Genomic DNA, 16559 nt, shown 5'->3' on the forward strand with positions numbered 1-16559 from the left:
TTATGCCCTGCTGGGATATCACAGCCATAACTCGCAGGTGTCAATCTCTTCCCACAGAGGACGCCAGGAGTTCATCCACCTGCCCAGCGGACCCAGGCATCCTCGCCCCCGCCATCGTCCGGCTGTGGATTGCAGCCCCCCGGCCGGTGGCGGGGGCACCCGCCCCCTCAGTGAGGAAGTGTCCGAGTGAAGAGCACAGCCCTGCGCACTGTCGCAGCCGGTTGCGTGCTGAGCCTGGCAGCCGCCGCCACCGCGGTCGTTGCCATGAAGATGCCCGCGGCCGACGCTCAACAAGCCCAACCGCCCGTCAATCCCAGAGCGGCGGCGGTCAAGACCGCCGACAAGCTGGTCCAGGGCCGGGTCGCCGAACTCAAGGCGAGCCCGGACGACCAGTTCGTCCGCCAGCAGGAGATCAGTACCCCGTGGGGCCTGCAGTACGTGAGCTACCAGCGGACGTACCAGGACCTGGCCGTGATCGGCGGCGACTTCGTCGTCACGACCGATGCCCAGGGCAACGCCAAGAGCCTGACCGTGGCTCAGCAAGATGTCATCAAGGTCGACCGTACGCCGGTCGTCACCAAGGCCGCCGCGAAGAAGGCGGCCCTCAAGTCCGTCGACCACGGCAAGCCGGCTCCCGGCGACCCGACCCTGGTCGTGTACGCCGGAGGCAAGAAGGCAGTACTCGCCTGGGAAGCGATCGTGGAAGGTCGGCACGACGACCACGCGAGCCGGCAGAAGGTGTACGTCGACGCCCGCACCGGCAAGGTCGTGCACTCGATCGAGCAGACCGCGTCCGGTACCGGCACCGGAATCTGGAACGGGTCGAACCTGACCATCGGCACCACCCGGTCGGGCTCGACCTACACGATGACCGACCCGGCCCGCCCCAGCCTGCGCTGCGGCGACCACTCCAACGGTGCCACCTTCTCCGGCGCGGACGACGTGTGGGGCAGCACGTCGAAGACCGACAAGGAAGCCGGTTGCACCGACGTCATGTACACCGCCGCCGGCGAGTGGGACATGCTGAAGAACTGGTACGGGCGCAACGGGCTCGACGGCCAGGGCAAGTGGGCCGACGCGCTCGTCGGGCTGAACGAGACCAACGCCTACTGGGGCGCGGGGTCGAACACCGACGGTGTCGTCTTCGGCTACAACAACGCCCGCAACTGGATCACCGCGACCGATGTGGTGGCCCACGAGTACGGCCACGGTCTGGACGCGTACACGCCGGGTGGCATCTCGGGTCACCCGTCACAGGAAGCGGTCGCCGACATCTGGGGGGCGTTGACCGAGTCCTACCTGAACAACCCGAACGACAAGCCGGACTACGAGGTCGGCGAGACGATCAACCTGACCGGCGCCGGCCCGATCCGGTACATGTACAACCCGTCCAAGGTCTCGGGTCACCCGAACTGCAACTCCAGCAGCCTGCCGTCGTCGGTGCACGCCGCCGCCGGCCCGATGAACCACTGGTTCTACCTGCTGGCCGAGGGCACCAACCCGACCAACGGCCAGCCGACCAGCCCGACCTGCAACAACACCACGTTGACGGGCATCGGCATCAAGGAAGCCGGCAAGGTGTTCTACAACGCCATGCTGAGCAAGACGTCCGGGATGTCGTACGGCAAGTGGCGTTCGACCACGCTGAACGCCGCCAAGAACCTGGACAGCACCTGCGCCCTGCACGGCAAGGTGAAGGCCGCCTGGGACGCCGTCTCCGTCGCGGCCCAGTCGAACGAGGCGACCTGCATCCAGAGCGGCAGCGACTTCACCCTGTCGGTGTCCCCGGCCAGCGGTTCGGTCAAGCCCGGCGAGGCCGTGTCGGCCACGCTGAACACCGTGATCGGCAGCGGCTCGGCCCAGACGGTCCGGTTCACCGCGACCGGTCTGCCCACCGGCGCGACGGCGACCTTCGACCCGAGCTCGGTCCAGTCGGGCAACTCCTCGACGCTCCGGATCGCCACCACGTCCAGCACCGCGACCGGCACGTACAACGTGACGATCACCGGTGACGGCACGGACGTGGACAAGACCGCGACGTACCGGCTCACCGTCGGCGGTACCACCCCGCCCGCCGGCGTACCGGACATCGACGTGGAGAAGGTCAAGGCCCACCTGGTCGCGCTCCAGCAGGCGGCCGACAACAACGGCGGTAACCGCCGGGCCGGCAGCGCGGGCTACACCGCGTCGGTCAGCTACATCGAGCAGAAGCTGCGCGACGCCGGCTACACGGTCGTCAAGCAGCGCTGCACCAACTGCCAGTACCCGTCGGACAACCTGATCGCCGACTTCCCCGGCGGTGACACCAACCAGGTGATCATGCTCGGGGCGCACCTGGACAGCGTCAGTTCCGGTGCCGGCAGCAACGACAACGCGTCCGGCTCGGCCGCCATCCTGGAGGTCGCCCTGCGGCTCGCCCAGGACAAGCCGTCGCTGGTCAAGCACGTCCGGTTCGGCTGGTGGACCGACGAGGAGCAGGGCCTGAACGGGTCGGAGTTCTACGTCAACCAGCTGGCCTCGGCGGACCGGTCGAAGATCAAGGCGTACTTCAACTTCGACATGGTCGGCTCGACCAACGCCGGGTACTTCGTCAACAACATCACCAGCGAGACCGGCAAGGTGCTGAAGGCCTTCTACGACGGCCTGAACCTGCAGCCGGAGGAGAACACCGAGGGCGCCGGCCGGTCCGACGACGCCTCGTTCAAGAACGCGGGCATCCCGACCAGCGGTGTCGCCGCGGGTGCGAGTGCCCGCAAGACCACCGCGCAGGCGCAGAAGTGGGGCGGCACCGCCAACTCGGCGTACGACCCGTGCTACCACGCGTCCTGTGACAAGTACCCGGCCAACATCTCGGCCACGGTGCTCGACCGGAGCGCCGACGCCGCGGCGTACGGACTGTGGAAGCTCGCGGTCGGCGATGTCCCGCCGACCGGTAGCGACTTCTCGGTCTCGCTGAGCCCGGCCTCGGGGTCGGTTGCCCCGGGCAGCTCGGTGCAGTCGACGGTCGGTACGACGACCACCAGCGGTGACGCGCAGTCCGTCCAGTTGTCGGCGAGCGGGCTGCCGGCTGGGGCGACGGCGAGCTTCTCACCGTCGACGGTGCAGTCGGGCAGCTCCTCCACGCTCACTCTGGCAACGACGGCCTCGACTCCGGCCGGTACGTACCAGGTGGTCGTGAAGGGAACGGGCGCGGTCAGCCACGAAGCGACGTACAGCTTGACGGTGACGGGCTCCTCGACCGGGACCGTGACCGTGCAGAACCCGGGTTCGCAGTACGGGTTCGTCGGCTTCTCGTCCTTCCCGCTGCAGATCCGCGCCACCTCGAGCGCCGGCAAACCGATCACCTTCCGGGCGACAGGCCTGCCTGCGGGCTTGTCGATCAGCGCGGCCGGAGTGATCTCGGGTACGCCGGCGGTTCGCGGCTCTTACACGGCGACAGTGACCGGAACCGACAGTGGCGGAGCGACAGGACGTGCCACTTTCGCGTACACGATCTGGTAAGTAGCCAGCGGCAGAGCGCCCCGGACCGTCCACCAGGCGGTCCGGGGCGCTCTGCGTCCGTCAGCTCCCGCTACGGGCGGCTGACCTCGATCTGGAACTCGTGCACCCACTTCGACTCGTCCTCCGGGTCGAACGCCAGGCACACCTCCCGGGCGTAGCCGACGCTGCGGTAGCCGCCGTCGTCGATCCAGCGGGCCAGGATCTGCATGGTCTGGTCGGCCTCACTCATCGCCCCCCGGTGCACGATCGTCGCCGCGGTCGGCAACGCGGGCAGGTCGACGACCTGGAAGTCAGGACCGGCCATCTGATCGGCGCTGACCGTCACGGCTGCATGAACCAGCACGCTCTCGCCGTCACCCTGTTCGTAGTACGCGATGGGCAGACCGGCCGCCTGTACTCCGGCAGCGCCCATCCGCTCCCAGATCTGCCCGTAGAGCGGCTGGATGACCGGGCCGATGTCGACGCCCTCGTAGCTGGCGGCGACGGCGGACAGCTCCGCCACCCGGACGGACGGAATCTCCTTCAGCACCACGTCTTCGGTGGACATGAACCCCTCCTTCTCGATGATCCGGAGCCTCGCCTCGACGGCATCGAGGCGGATGGCGTCGGCCGACAGCCGGGCCTCCAACTGGGCCCGGCGCAGCCGCAGCATGCCGCGCAGCTCCTCCGGACCGACCTTCGCGTCGACGATGTCGCCGACCTGTTCGAGAGTGAACCCGAGGTCCTTGAGCGCGACGATCCGGTTCAGGCGGCTGAGCTGGTCGGCCGTGTAGTGCCGGTAGCCGGTGACGGCGTCGACGCCGGCCGGCCGCAGCAGCCCGATCGCGTCGTAGTGCCGCAGCATCCGCGCCGACACTCTGCCGAAGGCGGCGAAGTCTCCGATGGTGAACATGGCTCCACCCTGAGGCTTGACACGGTGTGAAGGTCAAGCGGGGATCAGCACGACTTTGCCGACGGTCTCGCGGTTCTCGAGGGCGCGGTGCGCGTCGGCGGCCTTGGTCAGCGGGTACTTCGTCAGCAGGGGAGCCCACCGCCCCTCGATCGACTCCTGGAGCGCGGCGGTCTCCAAGGCGCGGAGCTTGCGCATCAGCTTCGGGCCGATCGCCCACGTCGCGCTAAGGCCGCGCGCCATCAGGTCCTCCGTAGTGAGCTGGATCGGACCACCGCCGGACCAGCCGAACATGAGCACCCGCCCACCGATGCCGAGCAGCTGGAAGGCCTGCCGGCCGTTCTCACCACCCACTCCGTCCAGTACGACGGTCACCTCCCGCCCATCGAGTTCGTCCTCGACCTGCCCGGGCCAACCCGTCCTGGTGTAGTCGATCGCCAGTTGTGCACCAAGGTCGCGCACCAGCTTGGTCTTGTCCGCTCCACCCGCGAGGCCAACCACGTAGGCGCCCGCGTTGCGCGCTGCCTGGACGAAGAGGCTGCCCATGCCGCCGGCTGCTGAGGTGATCAGTACGACGTCGTCGGCGTCCAGCGCTGCCTGCTCCAGAACGCCGGCGGCCGTACGCCCCGTGCCGATGGTGGCGACAGCGGCCGCGCCGTCCAGATGGTCGGGGATCTCGTGCAGGGACTCGACCTTGGCCACCGCCAGTTCGGCGTACCCGCCTGGTGCCTGTCCGAGGTGTACGACGACGCGCTTCCCGATCCACGACTCGTCGACGCCCGGCCCGGCCGACTCCACCGTGCCTGCCACCTCCCGCCCGGGGATGGTCGGCAACACCGGCGGTGCGACCGGTCCGCCGCCTGCTGTGCCGGCGCGCAATGCCGTGTCTATCAAGTGCACACCGGCCGCCTCGACCGAGATCCTGACCTGGCCGGCCACCGGGACCGGATCCGGCACCTCCTCGTAGGTCAGATTCTCGGCGGGACCGAACTCGTGCAGTCGTACGGCGTACATCAGCTCTCCTCAGTCGACCGTTGGTGAGCCGAAGCTATGACCTCAAGAGAAGTTGAGGTCAAGGCCTCTCGTAGGGTGAGGGCATGCCGATCCGACTCAGCGAGCGCCGGCCGGAGGTGAGCCCGGACCGGTTGCTGTCCGAGTGCGTGCCACCCCCGCGGTTCGCCGACGTCCGCTTCGACACGTACCGCCCGAATCCGGCCGAGCCGAGCCAGGCGGAAGCTCTGGCCGTACTGCGAAAGCGCGGGCTGGCGCTCTCGGAACCGCGCAGGAAGCGCTCCGCGTGGGCAAGGCTGGGCGGCGGGAGAGCGCTCCCTGAGCGCAAACCGGGGTTCTATCTCGACGGCGGCTTCGGCGTCGGCAAGACCCACCTGCTCGCCTCGCTGTGGCACGAGTCGGCCGGGCCGAAGATGTACTGCACGTTCGTGGAGCTGACCAACCTGGTCGGTGCGCTCGGTCTGCGGACCGCGGTCGAGGCGTTGTCGGCGTACCGGCTGATCTGCATCGACGAGTTCGAGCTGGACGATCCGGGCGACACCGTGCTGATCTCGCGGCTGCTCGGCCAGTTGGTCGAGGCCGGGGTCGAGCTGGCGGCGACGTCGAACACGCTGCCGGGCAAGCTGGGCGAGGGACGGTTCCAGGCGACCGACTTCCTTCGGGAGATCCAGGGGCTGGCGGGCCACTTCGACGTACGGCGGATCGACGGTCCCGACTACCGCCATCGCGGATTGCCTGTCGCGCCGGAGCCTTGGCCCGACGAGCGGGTGGAGCAGGCCGCGGCCGAGCGATCGGGTGCATCGTGCGACCACTTCGTCGATCTGTATCGCCAGTTGGCTCAGTTGCATCCGAGCAAGTACGGCGCTCTGCTCGACGGGGTGACGACGGTGGGGATCACGGACATCCGCGAACTGTCCGACGAGAACGTCGCGCTCCGGGTGGTCGTGCTCGCGGACCGGATGTACGACCGCGACATCCCGCTGATCGCCGGGGGAGTGCCGCTCGACCGGATGTTCACCGCGGAGATGCTGAAGGGCGGGTACCGGAAGAAGTACCTGCGAGCGCTCTCCCGGCTGATCGCGCTGGCGAACGTCGGGATGGACCAGCCGGTTTGAGTGGTCCTGCTCGGTCCGGCGGCCCAGCGTCGTGGTTCTGAGGCATGAGCAGTCACGAGCGCCGATCGGTCCCGGGCCAGGCAGCCGGTGTCCTCGCCCTGCTGGGGGTCGGTGATGAGGCAGGATGTGCGAATGGCGAAGAACAAGATTCCGAAGCCGGACGACGTGGCCGGCGGCAGATTGCTGGACCAGTTGCGGGTTCCGCAGGGGCCGGTCGACCTGAGCAACTGGGACACCCGGGCGACCACCGGTTTCACCGGCACCAAGGACGAGGGCAAGCTCGCGCTGGACGCGCTGGGGCCCGAGGTCTCGGACTGGCAGGAGCGGTTGTTCGCCGAAGGACGCAAGGGTGGCGAGCGCAGTGTGCTGCTGGTCCTGCAGGGAATGGACACCTCGGGCAAGGGCGGCGTCATCCGGCACGGTGCGGGGCTGATGGACCCGCAAGGCCTGCGGATCACGTCCTTCAAGGCGCCGACCCCGGCGGAGAAGCGGCGCGGCTTCCTCTGGCGGATCCGCCAGGCACTGCCCGAACCAGGCCTGATCGGTATCTTCGACCGCTCGCACTACGAGGACGTGCTGATCGCGCGGGTCCGCACGCTGGTCGCGCCGCCGGTCTGGAACCGCCGCTACGAGCAGATCAACGAGTTCGAGGCCGGGCTGGCCGCGAGCGGCGTGACCGTGCTCAAGTGCTTCCTGCACATCTCGCCGGAGGAGCAGAAAATTCGCCTCCAGGAGCGCCTCGACAACCCGACGAAGCACTGGAAGTACAACCCCGGTGACGTCGACGAGCGCCAGCTGTGGCCCGACTACGCCGAGGCGTACCAGGCGGCGCTGGAGAAGTGCAACGACGCCGCGACGCCGTGGTACGTGATTCCCAGCGACCGCAAGTGGTACCGGAACTGGGCAGTCACCACGCTGCTGCTCGAGACGCTCAAGGACCTCGACCCGCAGTGGCCGGCCGCCGACTTCGACGTGGAGGCCGAGAAAGGCCGGCTGGCCGCGACCTGACCTGCTGAAGACGCCGGAACCCCGCCGGACGACGTGCATTCCGGCGGGGTTCCGAGTCGTTCGATCAGGCGGTGCGGACCAACTCCGGGCGGAGCAGGACCGGACGAGGGGCCGGCTCCAGGGTGAGCAGGTCCAGACCGGCCACGCCGTAACGGAGGAGGACCAGCCGGGCCACTTCCGCGCTCACGCCGAGCGGGCGCGAGACGGCGACGGCGCCGGCCTTGCGGGCGGTCGATTCGGCCCGGTCCGGCAGGATGCCGGGGGCCAGGAAGAACGAGCCGACCGCGACGTGGCGACGGCCTTCGAGACGCCACTGGAGAACGGCTTCGGCCGGACTCGGGGTGGCGGCCGTGGTGAAGGCAGCGGTGACCGGCAGCTTGTGACGCTGGCCCCAGAGCCTGGCGAGCCGGGTGATGGCCGCGTTCGCCTGAGCGTCGCTCGAGCCGGCGCAGGCCAGGACGAGCGCGTCCAGTTCGCGGACCCGGCCGTCCTTGAGCTCGGCGCGCATCCGGCGGTCGAGTACGTCGAGCAGCGTGTCGTCGTACCCGAGGACGTCGGAGGTGATGATCCGCAGGTCCGGGAACCGGCTGCGGACCTCGTCCAGCACGGCCGGGATGTCGATCCGGGCGTGGAAGGCGCTGGACAGCAGCAGCGGCAGGATCACGACCTCCTCGACTCCCTCGGCGGCGAGCTTGCCGATCACTTGGTACGGCGTCGGCGGGCAGTGGTCGAGGAAGGAGGCTTCGATCCGCAGGTCGTCCCGCATCTCGCGCAGGCACTTGACCAGCGAGTGGACGGTGGCGGCCGATCGCGGATCGCGGCTGCCGTGGGCGAGGACTACGAGCGCTGGTGCGGTCACAGCAGTTCCCCTTCTTCGTCGTCGATCATTCCTGCCGCGAGGGTCCATCCGTCGTGGGCGTCGATCAGCAGGAATGATCCGGTGATGTTGTTGCTGGAGTACGGGTCAGCGGCCAGTGGTGCGGCGATCTTGAGCTGCACCTTGCCGATGTCGTTCAGTTCGAGCCCGGTGGCGTCGATGACTCCGAGCGTGTCCAGATCGAGCGCACCGTTGATCTTGGTGACGATCGCCTGGGCAGTGGTGGTGGTGTGCTTGATCAGCAGCCGGGCGCCCACGGTCAGTGGGCGGTCCGACAGCCAGCACACGGTGGCGAGGAGTTCCCGGCGGGTGCCGGGGGAGGAGTTGGCGGCGACGATGACTGATCCGCGGGCGACGTCGAGGTCGTCGGCGAGCCGGACGGTGACGGCTTCACCGGCGACCGCAGAGGGCCGCTCCGCGACCGCCGTACCGGTAGCGCTGATGACGGCGCGGTCGATGCCGGAGACCGAGGTACGCCGGCCGGCCGGTAGCACAATGACCTCGTCGCCGACAGAAACGGTGCCGGAGGCAACGGTGCCGGTGTAGCCGCGGTAGTCGCGGTACTGGTCGTCGGTTTGGGGGCGGATGACGTATTGGACGGGGAAGCGCAGTGGCCGGCTGGAGGTGTCGTCGCGGCCGGTTGCGCTTTCCAGGTAGTCGAGCAGGGTCGGCCCGTCGTACCAGGCGGTGGCTGGAGAGCGCTCCACGATGTTGTCGCCGACGAGCGCGGAGACGGGGATGGCCTGGACGTCGCTGATGTTGAGCTGGTTGGCCAGTTGTGAGACGTCCTTGGCGATGCCTTTGAAGACGGCTTCGTCGTAGCCGACGAGGTCGATCTTGTTGACCGCGAGGACGACGTGCGGCACCCGGAGCAGGCCGGCCACGGCGAGGTGGCGCCGGGTCTGTTCCAGTACTCCGTGCCGTGCGTCGACCAGGATGATGACGACGTCGGCGGTGGAGGCGCCGGTGACGGTGTTGCGGGTGTACTGCACGTGGCCGGGGCAGTCGGCCAGGATGAAGGAGCGCTTCTCGGTGGCGAAGTACCGGTAGGCGACGTCGATGGTGATGCCTTGTTCGCGTTCGGCGCGCAGGCCGTCGGTGAGCAGAGCGAAGTCGAAGTCGCCGGTGCCGCGGCTGGAGGAGACGTGCTGGACGTGCGCGATCTGGTCGGCGAGGATCGCTTTGCAGTCGTGCAGCAGCCGCCCGACCAGGGTGGACTTGCCGTCGTCGACGGAGCCGGCGGTGGCCAGCCGGAGGAGTTGCCGCTGGATCGGGGTGCTCATCAGAAGTACCCCTCTCGTTTGCGGTCTTCCATGGCGGCCTCGCTGGCCCGGTCGTCGGCTCTGGTGGCGCCGCGTTCGGTGATCTCGCTGGCGGCGACCTCGATCACGACTTGTTCGGCCGATGTGGCGGTCGAGGTGACGGCGCCGGTGCAGGACATGTCGCCGACGGTCCGGTAGCGGACCAGCCTTTTCTCGGCGGTTTCGCCGGTGCGTGGTTGGGAGTAGGGGCCGACGGCAAGCAGCATGCCGTCGCGTTCGAACACGTCGCGTTCGTGGGCGTAGTAGATGCTCGGCAGCGGGATCTGTTCGCGGGCGATGTAGTTCCAGATGTCCAGCTCGGTCCAGTTCGACAGCGGGAACACCCGGACGTGTTCGCCCGGTTTGTGTTTGCCGTTGTAGAGCGACCACAGTTCGGGTCGCTGGTTGCGCGGGTCCCACTGGCCGAACTCGTCGCGGAGGCTGTAGATCCGTTCCTTGGCGCGAGCGCGTTCCTCGTCGCGGCGGCCGCCGCCGAAGACGGCGTCGAACCGGTGCCCGTTGATTGCGTCGAGCAACGGAATGGTCTGGAGCTGGTTGCGGGTGCCGTCGGAGCGCTCTCTGAGCCGGCCGTCGGCCAGGTAGTCCTCGACCTTCGCGACCTCGAGCCGCAGCCCGAGAGCAGCGACGGTCTGGTCGCGGTAGTCGAGGACCTCGGTGAAGTTGTGACCGGTGTCGACGTGCAGCAACGTGAACGGTACCGGCGCCGGCGCGAACGCCTTGCGGGCCAGGTGCAGCATCACGATCGAGTCCTTGCCGCCCGAGAACAGGATCACCGGCCGCTCGAACTCCGCCGCCACCTCACGGAAAACGAAGATCGACTCGCTCTCCAGGGCGTCCAGCTCGGTCACCATGGGTGCTTCGATCGCCGCGGTCATGTGTGCAGCCCGCATTCGATCTTGCCCTGGCCGGACCAGCGGCCACTGCGGGGATCCTCGCCCGGGGCGACCTGCTTGGTGCACGGCTGGCAGCCGATCGACGGGTAGCCGTCGTACTGCAGCAGGTTGACCAGGACGCCGTTGTCGTTGATGTAGCCGTCCAGGTCGTCCTGGGTCCAGGGGGCGATCGGGTTGAGCTTCACCATGTCGCGCTTCTCGTCGTACTCGACGATCTGGGTGTTGGCGCGGGTCGGCGCTTCTTCCCGGCGTACGCCGGTGACCCAGGCCTTGTAGCCGGACAGCACCCGGTTCAGCGGCTCGACCTTGCGCAGCGCGCAGCACTTGTCGGGCTCGCGGGCGAACAGGTCCTTGCCGTACTCCGCGTCCTGCTCGGCGACGGTCTGCTTCGGGATGGCGTTGATCAGGTTGATCGGCAGGGTCGCGGCGACCGCGTCGCGGGTCCCGATGGTCTCGGCGAAGTGGTAGCCGGTGTCGAGGAACAGGACGTCGACACCGGGCGCCGCCTCGGCCGCCAGGTGGGGGAGCGCTCCATCGGCCATCGACGCCGTCACCACCAGCTCGTCGCCGAAGGTCTCCCGCGCCCAGGCCAGCACCTCCAGCGCCGACGCGTCGGCCAGTCGTTCGTTCGCCTCTTCGGCGAGTTCCTTCAAACCGCTCATTCGACGCTCACCCGCAGTCCGATCATCTTCAGCTGAAAGACCCGTGCACAAGGCCGGCACTCCCAAGCGCCATGGCCTTCTTCCGAAGGACGAAGATCCTCGTCTCCGCAGTAAGGGCAGTACAACGGTGCAGCGCGCTCACTCACTGAAGTGCTCCTTCCTCGGCCCGGACGACCCACTGGGCGAAGCGCTCGCCCTCGGACCGCTCTTTCAGGTAGTTCTGGGTGACGCGTTCGACGTAGTCGGTGAGACCGGTCGAGGTGACCTTGTGACCGCGCAGCTTGCGCCCGAAGCCGGCGTCCAGCCCGAGCCCGCCGCCGAGGTGCACCTGGTAGCCCGGCACCTGGTTGCCCTCGGCATCCAGTACCAGCTGGCCCTTGAGGCCGATGTCGGCGACCTGGATCCGGGCGCAGGAGTTCGGGCAGCCGTTGACGTTGACCGTGATCGGTACGTCGAGGTCGGGGATCCGCTCCTCGAGTTCGGTGATCAGCTCGGCCGCCCGGGCCTTGGTCTCGACGATCGCCAGCTTGCAGAACTCGATCCCGGTGCAGGCCATCGTGTTGCGCCGCCAGGCCGACGGCCGGGCCTGGTAGCCGAGGTCGGCCAGCGCGGTCACGAGTGACTCGACCTTCGACTCCTCGACGTCCAGCACGATGAACTTCTGCTGCGCGGTGGTCCGGATCCGGTCCGACCCGTGCGCGGCGACGACCTCGGCGACCTTCGCCAGCGAGCTGCCGGAGACCCGGCCGACGACCGGCGCGACGCCCACGTAGTACCGGCCGTCCTTCTGCTGGTGAACGCCGACGTGATCGCCTTGCACAGCAGGGATTTCCGGCGCGGGGCCGTCGATCAGCCGGTAGCCGAGGTACTGGTCGCTCTCCAGGATCTCGCGGAACTTGTCCATGCCCCAGTCGGCGATCAGGTACTTCAGCCGGGCGCGGTTGCGCAGCCGGCGGTAGCCGTAGTCGCGGAAGATCCCGACGACGCCCTTCCAGACCAGGTGCACCTCGTCCAGCGGGACCCAGGCGCCGACGCGCTGCGCCAGCATCGGCGTGGTGGACAGGCCGCCGCCGACCCAGACGTCGAAGCCCGGACCGTGTTCGGGGTGGACGACGCCGACGAAGCTGATGTCGTTGACCTCCGGTACCACGTCGTGCGACGGGTGGCCGGTCATCGCGGTCTTGAACTTGCGCGGCAGGTTGGAGAACTCGGTGGTGCCGATGTAACGCTCGACGATGTCGTCGATGGCCGGGGTCGGGTCGATGATCTCGTCCGCGGCGATCCCGGCGACCGGGCTGGAGATGATCACCCGCGGTACGTCGCCACAGGCCTCGGTGGTGTAGAGCCCGACCGCCTCCAGCTTCTGCCAGATGGCCGGGATGTCCTCGACCCGGATCCAGTGCAGCTGGATGTTCTGCCGGTCGGTGATGTCGGCGGTGTCGCGAGCGTAGGTGCTGGAGATCTCGGCGATCACCCGCAGTTGTTCGGCGCTGAGCTGGCCGCCCTCGATCCGGATCCGGAGCATGAAGAACTTGTCGTCCAGCTCTTCGGGCTCCAGGGTGGCGGTCTTGCCGCCGTCGATCCCGGGCTTGCGCTGCGTGTAGAGCCCCCACCAGCGGAACCGGCCGCGCAGGTCGGCCGGGTCGATCGAGTCGAACCCGCCGTGGGCGTAGACGTTCTCGATCCGGGCCCGGACGTTCAGGCCGTCGTCGTTCTTCTTGTTCTCTTCGTTCTTGTTCAGTGGCTCGCGATAGCCGAGCGCCCACTGGCCTTCGCCCTTGCCCTTGCGGGGGCGGGCGGGCTTGCGGGTGGTGCCGGTTTCCCGGGGGGAGGCGCCAGTCATCCGGAACGGTGTCCTTGTCCTAGAGACAGGTGCGTCCGCGAGAGCTAGCTCGAAGCGTCATCGATTCGATCTGGTCTGCGCGGTGCGCACCCAGCAGATGTTCGAGCGGGGTGGCTGTCAGAGCATCGAAGGACGACAGATGGCGCTGCGCATACGACCGAGGTCGACGTGAATCCGACCTACGAGATGAGTCGAGCGGGCAGCGAGCATGGTGTTAATGCTCAGCGCGATCGGCCGGTAAATCAACTCCCATTCCTGCATCGTGAGATGCGATCTCAGAATGTGGTTATGTCGACCAGGTTGCTGCTGATTGTTTCAGGCGTGGAAGATAACTAGCAAGAACTCTTGTGCAAGGAATCTTGTCGAAGTTACCCTCGGCAGTATGAGCCCCGCGAACCGCCGTACGGCCGACGCTTCGGTGATCGCCGCCGTCCATCACCCGCTCCGCCGACGGCTGATCGATCTGATCGCCGTGGAGGGTCCAGCAACGGCGTCCCGGCTGGCCGAGGCGACGGGGGAACTGGTCGGAAACATCAGTCACCACCTGAAGGTTCTCGCTGCGGCAGGCGTGATCGTGGAGGCGCCCGAGTTGGCCAAGAGTCGTCGCGAGCGGTGGTGGCGTACTGCGCACGCGTCGTACCCGCAGTCGTCTGCTGCTACCTCCGGCGGCCCGGCCGCCGACCTGGTCGCGACCTCCGCCGAGGAGGCCGAGTTGGTCCGTCACGCCTCGAAAGTGCGCGCGTGGTTCGAGGATCGCGCGGAGTACGACGAGGCCTGGCTGGACGCTGCTTTCGCGATCGAGAGTTGGGTCACAGTGACACCTGAGCGGCTCGATGAGCTGTCTGAGCGCCTGCAGACCTTGATCCAGGAGTATGTCGAGGCTCCTGGTGATGGCGAGGGTGTGGAGCGGGTGTTCGTGTTCGCTCACGCGGTGCCGGCGAAGCCGTGAGGGCCGGTGTGAGTATCGGGCGCTCCTTAGACCGTGTACTCCGCCGCGCGGCTGCGCTACCGTGTCCGCCAACCAATAGGAAGGTTTCCTAACGGTTATCACCTGAGGAGCCCGCAATGGGGACGTTCCGCCGCGTCATCTCGTTCACCCTGGCCGCCGGATTGGCGGTGACTCCGATCGCTGCCGCCGAGGCCGGTACTGGGTCTGCCGCCGGTACGGCGCTGATCCGGGTGAACCAACTCGGCTACACCGGCGCGCCCGGCCAATCGGCGTACCTGATGACGTCGCAGGCAGCGCCCGGAACGCGGTTCGAGGTCGTCGACAGTCGTGGTCGCCGAGTGCTCAGCGGGCGCGCTGGGCAGGACACGGGGACCTGGAACGACACCTACAAGCACGTGTACAAGCTGGATCTGTCGGCGCTGTGGCGGCCGGGAACCTACCGCGTGAAGGTGGCCGGAGCGCCCACCTCACCGGCTTTCGAAGTCGGCTCGGACCGGCGGCTGCTCAACGGCGCCAAGGACAAGGCCGTCAACTTCTTCACCGAGCAGCGCGACGGCGCCGACGTCGTGCCCGGCTCCCTTAACCGCAAGCCGGCTCACCTGACCGACCGCGCCGCGTCGGTCTACGACTGGCCGGTCTTCGCCGGTCCCGACACCGATCAGAGCGTCGGAGAACTGCGCAAGATCGGCGGACCGGTGGACGTCGAGGGCGGCTGGTACGACGCGGGCGACTACCTCAAGTTCACGCATATCGCGGCGTACTCGGACTCGTTGCTCTGGGCATCGGCTCGCGACGGCCGGTGGCCGGATCCCACGCTGGTGAAGGAAGCCCGGCACGGTCTGGCATGGCTGGACAAGATGTGGGACGAGCGGACCAAGACGCTCTACATCCAGGTCGGCGCGGGCACCGGGAACGTCGAGGGCACCTTCATCGGCGACCACGACATCTGGCGGCTGCCCGAGGCGGACGACCTCGACAACGCCCCTGGTCATCACTTGATCAAGAACCGCCCGGTCTTCCGCGCGGCCGCACCGGGTCAGCCGATCAGCCCGAACCTCGCCGGCCGCACTGCCGCCGCCTTCGCGCTCGCCGCGCAGGTCGAAGCCCGTACTTCGCCCGCCCGGGCCCGGCGTCATCTGGAGACCGCGGCGGCCATCTTCGCCCAGGCCCGGACAACTGACGTGAAGCAACTGGTCACCTCGTTGCCGTTCGCGTTCTACCCGGAAAGCAACTGGCGCGACGACCTCGAGCTCGGCGCCGCGGAACTCGCGCTGGCGGCCCAGAAGCTGCGCGATCCCAGGGCGCGGGGCTGGTTGAAGACTGCGGAGTACTGGTCGGGCGAGTACCGCAAGCACGAAGCCGGCGGCGACACCCTCAACCTGTACGACGTGAGCGCTCTCGCACACGCGGACCTGATCCGCGCCGCCCGCGCCGACCGTCGCGTGCCGGTCAACGTGAAGGCGCTCGAGGACGATCTGCGGGCTCAGCTGGAAATCGGGACGAAGCGAGCCGCGACGGACCCCTTCGGCGCCGGGGCGCAGTACGACAACTTCGACGCCGTCCCGCACGCCTTCGGCTTGGCCGCGACCGCGCGCCTGTACCGCACCGTGACCGGCGATCGCCGCTACGACGGCTTCGGCACCGGCCAACTCAACTGGAACTTCGGCGCCAACCCGTGGGGCGTCTCCTTCATGGTCGGCGTCGGCGAAGCCACCGAGCGCTGCCCCCACCACCAGATCGCCAACATCGTCGGCCGCCCGCTCACCGGCGGCGTGGTGAACGGCCCCAACTCCGCGGACCTCTTCACCGACGGCCTGGGGGACAACCTGGACAACATGAAGCCGTGCCCTGCCGATGGGGTGGATACCTTCGAGCAGTTCACGGGGCGTGGGTCGCGGTACGTCGATGATGTGCGGTCATGGCAGGCGTCGGAGCCTGCGGATGACTTTGCTGCTATTGCTGTTTATGCGTTGACTCGCTGAGTTTTCTTCCCACGCCCACCCCTGGGTCGCGGCTCCTTCGCCGCCGCTCAGCGGTGGCGGGGTGGGCGCTGAACTGCGGTAGGTGTCTTCAAGGCTGACTTGAATCGGTCTGCAGTTCGCCGACCTGCCGCTGGTGCACGCCGTACCCAGCGGGCGTCAAATCCGCCAACTGCATCGAGCCAATACCCACCCTTCAGCGCGAACCGGCGAGCACCACTCGCCGATGACGATTCCCGCGGGTCAACCTGGAGTTGGGCGGCGACGGAGGAGTCGCGAGTGAGGCGGCGAGGCACGGGAGTTGCCGCAGCGGCTCGGTGACCGGTTCACCCGGACGAGAAGCTCCGGCTACCAGCATCTCCGCCAGGGGCGTCGGCCACCTGCATCGCGCTCAATGCGCCAGCCACCAACGGGAACCACCAACCACCGATGGCAATCCCCAGCGGGCTCAGCTGCAGTCGAGCGGCGACGAAGGAGCCGCGACCCAGGGGTGGGCGGGAGCCGCGACGG

Annotated in this window: 12 protein-coding genes; 5 read left to right on the top strand and 7 right to left on the bottom strand. The window is 68.1% G+C overall.

Annotated elements, in window-relative coordinates; translation table 11 throughout:
• The first annotated feature begins 186 nt into the window (after nucleotides 1–186).
• Nucleotides 187–3501: a M28 family peptidase gene (locus OX958_RS17675; RefSeq protein ID WP_270129833.1), complete on the top strand. Its 3315-nt coding sequence runs from the start codon at nucleotides 187–189 to the stop codon at nucleotides 3499–3501.
• Between the two features lie 70 nt (nucleotides 3502–3571).
• Here OX958_RS17675 and OX958_RS17680 read toward each other — a convergent pair whose 3' ends face one another.
• Both OX958_RS17680 and OX958_RS17685 read right to left on the bottom strand, forming a co-directional pair.
• On the bottom strand, nucleotides 3572–4393 hold the full coding sequence (locus tag OX958_RS17680) for a MerR family transcriptional regulator (protein WP_270129835.1): 822 nt from the start codon (nucleotides 4391–4393) through the stop codon (nucleotides 3572–3574).
• A 33-nt stretch (nucleotides 4394–4426) separates the two neighbouring features.
• Nucleotides 4427–5404, bottom strand: coding sequence for a zinc-binding dehydrogenase (locus OX958_RS17685; RefSeq protein WP_270129836.1), 978 nt, complete (start codon nucleotides 5402–5404; stop codon nucleotides 4427–4429).
• Between the two features lie 83 nt (nucleotides 5405–5487).
• Here OX958_RS17685 and zapE point away from each other — a divergent pair, with 83 nt between their 5' ends.
• Together zapE and OX958_RS17695 are read left to right on the top strand one after the other, a co-directional pair.
• Nucleotides 5488–6516 (top strand): cell division protein ZapE, encoded by a 1029-nt coding sequence (gene zapE / locus OX958_RS17690; RefSeq protein ID WP_270129837.1) that lies wholly within the window; start codon nucleotides 5488–5490, stop codon nucleotides 6514–6516.
• 132 nt (nucleotides 6517–6648) lie between these two features.
• A complete protein-coding gene (locus tag OX958_RS17695; RefSeq protein WP_270129839.1) occupies nucleotides 6649–7524 on the top strand; it encodes a PPK2 family polyphosphate kinase in 876 nt (291 codons plus the stop codon).
• Between the two features lie 64 nt (nucleotides 7525–7588).
• Here the strand turns inward: OX958_RS17695 and OX958_RS17700 are convergent, their stop codons facing one another.
• From OX958_RS17700 to OX958_RS17720, 5 genes are all read right to left on the bottom strand, one after another.
• Nucleotides 7589–8383, bottom strand: coding sequence for a sirohydrochlorin chelatase (locus OX958_RS17700; RefSeq protein ID WP_270129840.1), 795 nt, complete (start codon nucleotides 8381–8383; stop codon nucleotides 7589–7591).
• Nucleotides 8380–9684, bottom strand: coding sequence for a sulfate adenylyltransferase subunit 1 (locus tag OX958_RS17705; protein ID WP_270129841.1), 1305 nt, complete (start codon nucleotides 9682–9684; stop codon nucleotides 8380–8382). Before OX958_RS17705 ends, OX958_RS17700 begins: the two co-directional genes overlap by 4 nt.
• Nucleotides 9684–10598 (bottom strand): sulfate adenylyltransferase subunit CysD, encoded by a 915-nt coding sequence (gene cysD, locus OX958_RS17710; protein ID WP_270129842.1) that lies wholly within the window; start codon nucleotides 10596–10598, stop codon nucleotides 9684–9686. Before cysD ends, OX958_RS17705 begins: the two co-directional genes overlap by 1 nt.
• Nucleotides 10595–11278, bottom strand: coding sequence for a phosphoadenylyl-sulfate reductase (locus tag OX958_RS17715; RefSeq protein WP_270129844.1), 684 nt, complete (start codon nucleotides 11276–11278; stop codon nucleotides 10595–10597). The genes cysD and OX958_RS17715 overlap by 4 nt, the downstream gene beginning before the upstream one ends.
• 142 nt (nucleotides 11279–11420) lie before the next feature.
• Entirely contained in the window at nucleotides 11421–13121 is a 1701-nt protein-coding gene (locus tag OX958_RS17720) for a nitrite/sulfite reductase (RefSeq protein ID WP_270129845.1), read from the bottom strand.
• Nucleotides 13122–13503: 382 nt separating this feature from the next.
• On the opposite strand from OX958_RS17720, the gene OX958_RS17725 reads away from it, so the two are divergent.
• Together OX958_RS17725 and OX958_RS17730 are read left to right on the top strand one after the other, a co-directional pair.
• Nucleotides 13504–14070, top strand: a complete 567-nt coding sequence (locus OX958_RS17725; protein ID WP_270129846.1) for an ArsR/SmtB family transcription factor — start codon at nucleotides 13504–13506, stop codon at nucleotides 14068–14070.
• A 116-nt stretch (nucleotides 14071–14186) separates the two neighbouring features.
• On the top strand, nucleotides 14187–16052 hold the full coding sequence (locus tag OX958_RS17730) for a glycoside hydrolase family 9 protein (RefSeq protein WP_270129847.1): 1866 nt from the start codon (nucleotides 14187–14189) through the stop codon (nucleotides 16050–16052).
• Nucleotides 16053–16559 lie beyond the last annotated feature (507 nt).

Origin of the sequence: Kribbella sp. CA-293567, assembly GCF_027627575.1 — a bacterium.
In the GTDB taxonomy this organism is placed as follows: domain Bacteria; phylum Actinomycetota; class Actinomycetes; order Propionibacteriales; family Kribbellaceae; genus Kribbella.

What these genes read in the sequence shown, in the direction of transcription:
- OX958_RS17680 (WP_270129835.1), bottom strand. Translation starts at nt 4,393, where the DNA reads ATGTTCACCATCGGAGACTTCGCCGCCTTCGGCAGAGTGTCGGCGCGG.
- OX958_RS17685 (WP_270129836.1), bottom strand. Translation starts at nt 5,404, where the DNA reads ATGTACGCCGTACGACTGCACGAGTTCGGTCCCGCCGAGAATCTGACC.
- zapE (WP_270129837.1), top strand. Translation starts at nt 5,488, where the DNA reads ATGCCGATCCGACTCAGCGAGCGCCGGCCGGAGGTGAGCCCGGACCGG.
- OX958_RS17695 (WP_270129839.1), top strand. Translation starts at nt 6,649, where the DNA reads ATGGCGAAGAACAAGATTCCGAAGCCGGACGACGTGGCCGGCGGCAGA.
- OX958_RS17705 (WP_270129841.1), bottom strand. Translation starts at nt 9,684, where the DNA reads ATGAGCACCCCGATCCAGCGGCAACTCCTCCGGCTGGCCACCGCCGGC.
- cysD (WP_270129842.1), bottom strand. Translation starts at nt 10,598, where the DNA reads ATGACCGCGGCGATCGAAGCACCCATGGTGACCGAGCTGGACGCCCTG.
- OX958_RS17715 (WP_270129844.1), bottom strand. Translation starts at nt 11,278, where the DNA reads ATGAGCGGTTTGAAGGAACTCGCCGAAGAGGCGAACGAACGACTGGCC.
- OX958_RS17720 (WP_270129845.1), bottom strand. Translation starts at nt 13,121, where the DNA reads ATGACTGGCGCCTCCCCCCGGGAAACCGGCACCACCCGCAAGCCCGCC.
- OX958_RS17725 (WP_270129846.1), top strand. Translation starts at nt 13,504, where the DNA reads ATGAGCCCCGCGAACCGCCGTACGGCCGACGCTTCGGTGATCGCCGCC.
- OX958_RS17730 (WP_270129847.1), top strand. Translation starts at nt 14,187, where the DNA reads ATGGGGACGTTCCGCCGCGTCATCTCGTTCACCCTGGCCGCCGGATTG.